Raw genomic sequence first — 4,594 nt, forward strand, 5'->3', positions numbered from 1 at the left:
CTTTCTGGCTGGCCAGGGCCGCATCACACGCTGAGCGCCCTCTGGCTCCGCGTTGCTTCCGACAGGTGCTCTTTCAGCGGGCTTCTCCTGCGGCCGCGTGCTGTTAAAGCTGGCCCAACCTTGCAACTCAGCCACACAATCATCAATCAGGGCAGAGCTTTCATAGGATGGAAAGCTTACCTCGCCGGAATGCTCCTGTAACATCGTACCTAACCGCTCCCTGCCCATAAATGAATCGGTCAGCAGTCCCCGGTCAAACACGTCCAAAACAGAAGTTTCCAGCTCGGCGGCTCCGGCAATGATGCAGTTAGAGACCAATCCGTCCCAGACCGGACTCCGCTCCTGCTCAAGCCCATCACTAAACAGCTGCTGAAAGTAGCTGAACAGCACCTCTCGGGGTAGAAACCCATGGAAAACCAGAATCGTCAGGCAGGTCAAACAGGAAGATCGAACGCAAGGATGAACCGCTGTGTTTTCAACCAACTGCTTCAGTGGTTCCACGTTACATCCGTTACTGGTGTCACTTTCGCTGCTTACTTCACCAGCGATCACCGATGCCAGTATTCGAGCCAGGCTCTCACTGACCACATAACCAAGCAGTCGATTGACCGTCCGGGGTTTGGCCGACACTATCCGGAGCATCACCGGCAATGCCTTTGATTCCCGGAACTGAGCCAGCAGGTAAAAGGCAAAAAAGACCAGATCCACACGCTGGCTTTCGGGTATCTCATCCCCCTGCCCGGCAACGCCTTCGAGATAGTCCAGCAGGCGCGGAATCAATTCCGTCCGCTGCTCACTGGCCGCCAGCAGGGTTTCTCTGGGCAGCTCACCCATCACATGGTTTGATAACCGGTTGATAACATCGTCAATGTTCACGGGTACTCATCCTGTCTCTTGTCGCTATTTTTGTATAAGGATAGCGTTTAAACAGGCTGAGAGTGTTTGTCCCGGAAGAACTTACTTATCTCCACTGCTTCTAATACCTATCGCAGGATATTACCGAGCGGATTGCCGGGGTTGACCTTTTTCATCAATTGATTGCCATGTCTGAGCAGGAAGCTTTGCCAGTGTACCTTTCGGGTGCTAATGAAGAAGCAATCTCTGCGTGGTTGTGTGCTGGCTTATAAATTCAAGGGCATACGTTTTGACTGTGGCAGTATTGAAGGTTTTATCGAAGCGACCATATTGCTACGATAAGCTTTATGCCCTTCAAAGAACGCTGCCCGCTTCCCGAAAAAAGCAGCTTTTCTTTTACGGGAAGCGGGCAGCGCTCTTGAAAAGAGAACGGGGATATCCTGGCCAATGGCGTAGGAATTTTCGGCTACCTTGGATTGTATGCAATGTATCAGAGCAGTATCTGGCAGCAGAGAGATTTATGAGCAGTTATATGTGGATGCCCGCAACCAAACGGGCACGAAGTCTTTTATGATCAGGATATAGAGCAGTGCTTTAAGCTAATTGCCCATGAGCCCTGTTTTTTGCCCTAATACATGGTTTCAATGAGTTTGACGTGTACAACCTCCGCTCACCCTGAGCGGAGTCGAAGGGTGCCTGGCACGATCTATTAGAGTTCGAAGTTTCCGCCCTTCGACAGCCTCAGCACGAACGTTGTGGGTATCAACGCCTAGCTGCACCAGGAGGCTGACCGAGAATCAATCGTAGAGTATGGATGAACGAACGTTTATGGATACCGAACAAACCCTTGAGAATATCACCGCAACCAATAGTACCAGTGCCCTAAGATCATTGTGTCAGCTCCTGCGGGACAAGTGGGTTTATTTTTATGTCATTGATGATGGCAGCTTTGTGGATGGCGAAGGGATTGAAGAGCTGGTGTTCATCAGCAAAAAGCGCCCTGTGAACATTCCCACCGTTTATTTAAACGACCTTCACAATGCCGTCCTGTACACTCATAAGTCAACAGCCATTGACCGTATCCAGCCTGAATATCGTATTGGCCAGATGAAAGGGGACAAAGCGTACAAAATGTTTCTTGGCGTGAAATCGATCACAGGTATGATTATCCAGGGCCAGGATGCCTGGATTTCATTTCCTGTTTCCTATCTGGAAGAGCTACAACCTGCTGAAGCCTGACCTTAATGATTTAGCGAATCACTATATGAGGACCACTGACACCATCCCCGAAGCCCCAGCCATCACCAATGAACGACTCTACATTGAGTGGTTTGTGCAATACAGCGATAAAACTGGCAGAGCTGAGAAACCTGGCAGGCCGTTATGCAAAAAGTGACGGGTGTCGGCCTTTATCGCTAAACATACCGACCGTGGCATGAGCCTGTTGGAATTACACCCGGACCGGGACTTACTGTTTGAGCGGGTCTCGTTTATGTCGGAAGACACTTGAGCAAAATTGAAGAAGGTGCTGGCACAGTAAGGTTGGCTGGCAACCTGTCCTGAGACCCAGAGGATGCTCTTAGTCGGGACCATATCATGATTGGGGGGTGAAGATACTGGAGAAAAAATACCAGTATGCGGAGGCGGGGCGATTGGTTCCGGAGATTTGAGAGATTAGATCTTACCTTCCGCCCAAAGCTGTTCAAATTCCCTTTTGGCTCTCATCTTTTGGTTAATGCATTCAATCATATGTTCTTCAGAGAGCCAGTCATCACAACCCCGGGGCATTTGATACCAGGCTTTCCAGGCATTCGCCCTGGCTTGTTCCTGCTCCCGGTTGGCCTGTATCTCAAGTAGTATTTTCTGATCACTGGCCAGGACAGCCTGTTGCTCCATCATCGCCACTTGCTGGTCATAGGCAGTCGATAATTGCTGAACAGGCGGGTTTATCGGTTCAGAAGTCCGGTTTGTATTTTCCACAAATAACGATTCTGGCCTGTTTCCCTTTTCCAAATAGGTCTGTTGTGCCTGCTGATGGACTTTCGCCCCATGGCTATTGGTGGACTCTGACAGGAACGCCAATACGGCTGAGATTCCCTTGATCACCAACGCCATAACCACAAATACAAAAACACCACTGATCAGCAATGGTTTGTGGCTATTCCCGTTTGAGGTCTTACCGGAAACCTTCGGTCGTCGTGTTTTTCTGGCAACCATTGGCTCACTGTCATAAGCATTCGAAGGGTCAGAAACACGACGACGGTTAATGACAACAGAGTCACCTGTTACTTTTGGCGGAATACCTAAAACACTGGTTAATGAAACGCTGCTGTTCTTCTCATCCCTTTTCAAATACAGCTTTTGATGACAGCCCGGAAAGTTTCTGCAGCCCCAGAATTGATTGCCCTTATTCTTTCCCTTTGAGACAGTTCTGAGCACCATCTTGATATCACATTGCGGGCAGGTTGGAGTCCCGTAATCACCAGACAGGCTATCCGTTGCCAGCTCTTTCTGCTGCACTTCCGGCAACTGGCTGATCAGTGTCAGAAGCCTGTTGCCAGAAATCAGTTGCAGCTTTTTACCTTTGGCAAAGGCCTGTGCATCTTCGGTAAAATCACTGGCGGTGATAAACACGCCCACCGGAACGCCGTCAGCAGCCATCACCCCATACAGTTCACGAACCGCCTTAACCCCTATCCTCTGGTATGACCAGGCTTTGCACTGAACGTAAACCTTAACGGATCTTCCTTCCTGTGTCGTTTTTTCCAGAATAACATCAACACCCCCGTCCGCACCGGAACCAGTCAGACGGGCGTTATATCCCTTCTTTTGGAAATATCTCTGAGACAGCTCCTCAAACCGTTTCCAGTCCATTTGCTGAAGATCCTGAAGCACCAGCAATCTGGGCTTCGGGGATGCTTCTGCGACTGTTTTTTCAGGCGTAAAACCGGATTCAACTACTTCCATCAGCTGCCTGTCATCCTATCGTTTTGCTTCCAATTCCCAGTAATCCATAATTCGCACCCGGCCAATGGTCTGCATATCCGGCGTACGGGTATTGGTCTGGCCAGACCTTTATAACTGATCAGAAAGCTGCACAACTGTTTTTTACCATTCTCTTCACGCAGGGCCAGAAACATACCAGGCCCTGGTCGTAACTCCCGTTCTACCACCAACAGGGTGAAACCGGTAAAGCACTCGACGGTTTCCGTCACATAGTAATACTCGTAGAGTTTCCGTCACATAGTAATACTCGTAGAGTTTCTTACCCCGGAACTTGTATTGCTGGCTGGCAAAAACATCCGGCACTCGAGCCGCCACTTCATAATATCAATCCCCTTCCGATGGTACCACAGTGACGTGAGTCAACATGGCTGGGTGGGCCAGTGGCTCTTTGGTGGTTTCAGGCTCCGGGTCGTAAGGGTCACCGATGCCGATGCCCAGCCAGTGGCTGAAGACACCGGTAGCTTCCACCAGCAGTTTTTGAGAGCTTACACCCGGAAGGGCAAAAGGCTCACTGGATGAAATCACGCTCTGGACACCACGGCTGAAAAAAGCACTGGCCATGCTGGATGAATTTAACCAGGGGGAAAAGTTCGAGTACGTCTTTGGTGCACCTAACGTCAAAGCTCAAAAGGGTGTCCAGATCTGCCTTTCACCACCCCTATCAGGAATACACCGACTCGTAAAAATTGCCCAAAATCTGCATGATCGTCCATTGTCTTTCCTTCAAACCGAT

The 4,594-nt window shown here is 49.8% G+C and carries 4 protein-coding genes and 1 pseudogene; 2 read left to right on the forward strand and 3 right to left on the reverse strand.

All coding sequences use genetic code 11. The annotated features are described in order from the left end of the window. Window positions 1–876, reverse strand: an 876-nt coding sequence (locus ACO6UY_RS23990; protein WP_422491552.1) for a DUF1186 domain-containing protein, incomplete at its 3' end; no start/stop codon positions are given. Between the two features lie 216 nt (window positions 877–1,092). Here ACO6UY_RS23990 and ACO6UY_RS23995 point away from each other — a divergent pair. Continuing rightward, window positions 1,093–1,204: pseudogene (locus ACO6UY_RS23995) on the forward strand (UTP--glucose-1-phosphate uridylyltransferase); the annotation flags it as partial. Window positions 1,205–1,665: 461 nt separating this feature from the next. Then, window positions 1,666–2,094 (forward strand): hypothetical protein, encoded by a 429-nt coding sequence (locus tag ACO6UY_RS24000; RefSeq protein WP_422468339.1) that lies wholly within the window; start codon window positions 1,666–1,668, stop codon window positions 2,092–2,094. A gap of 435 nt (window positions 2,095–2,529) precedes the next feature. Here the strand turns inward: ACO6UY_RS24000 and ACO6UY_RS24005 are convergent, their stop codons facing one another. After that, entirely contained in the window at window positions 2,530–3,822 is a 1,293-nt protein-coding gene (locus ACO6UY_RS24005; RefSeq protein ID WP_422447457.1) for a restriction endonuclease, read from the reverse strand. 363 nt (window positions 3,823–4,185) lie between these two features. Then, complete coding sequence (locus ACO6UY_RS24010) at window positions 4,186–4,422, reverse strand: hypothetical protein (RefSeq protein WP_422491554.1); 237 nt, start codon at window positions 4,420–4,422, stop codon at window positions 4,186–4,188. Window positions 4,423–4,594: the final 172 nt, after the last annotated feature.

This window comes from Endozoicomonas sp. ALE010, from assembly GCF_049310165.1.
In the GTDB taxonomy this organism is placed as follows: domain Bacteria; phylum Pseudomonadota; class Gammaproteobacteria; order Pseudomonadales; family Endozoicomonadaceae; genus Endozoicomonas.

What these genes read in the sequence shown, in the direction of transcription:
- ACO6UY_RS24010 (WP_422491554.1), bottom strand. Translation starts at nt 4,422, where the DNA reads ATGGCCAGTGCTTTTTTCAGCCGTGGTGTCCAGAGCGTGATTTCATCC.
- ACO6UY_RS24000 (WP_422468339.1), top strand. Translation starts at nt 1,666, where the DNA reads ATGGATGAACGAACGTTTATGGATACCGAACAAACCCTTGAGAATATC.
- ACO6UY_RS24005 (WP_422447457.1), bottom strand. Translation starts at nt 3,822, where the DNA reads ATGGAAGTAGTTGAATCCGGTTTTACGCCTGAAAAAACAGTCGCAGAA.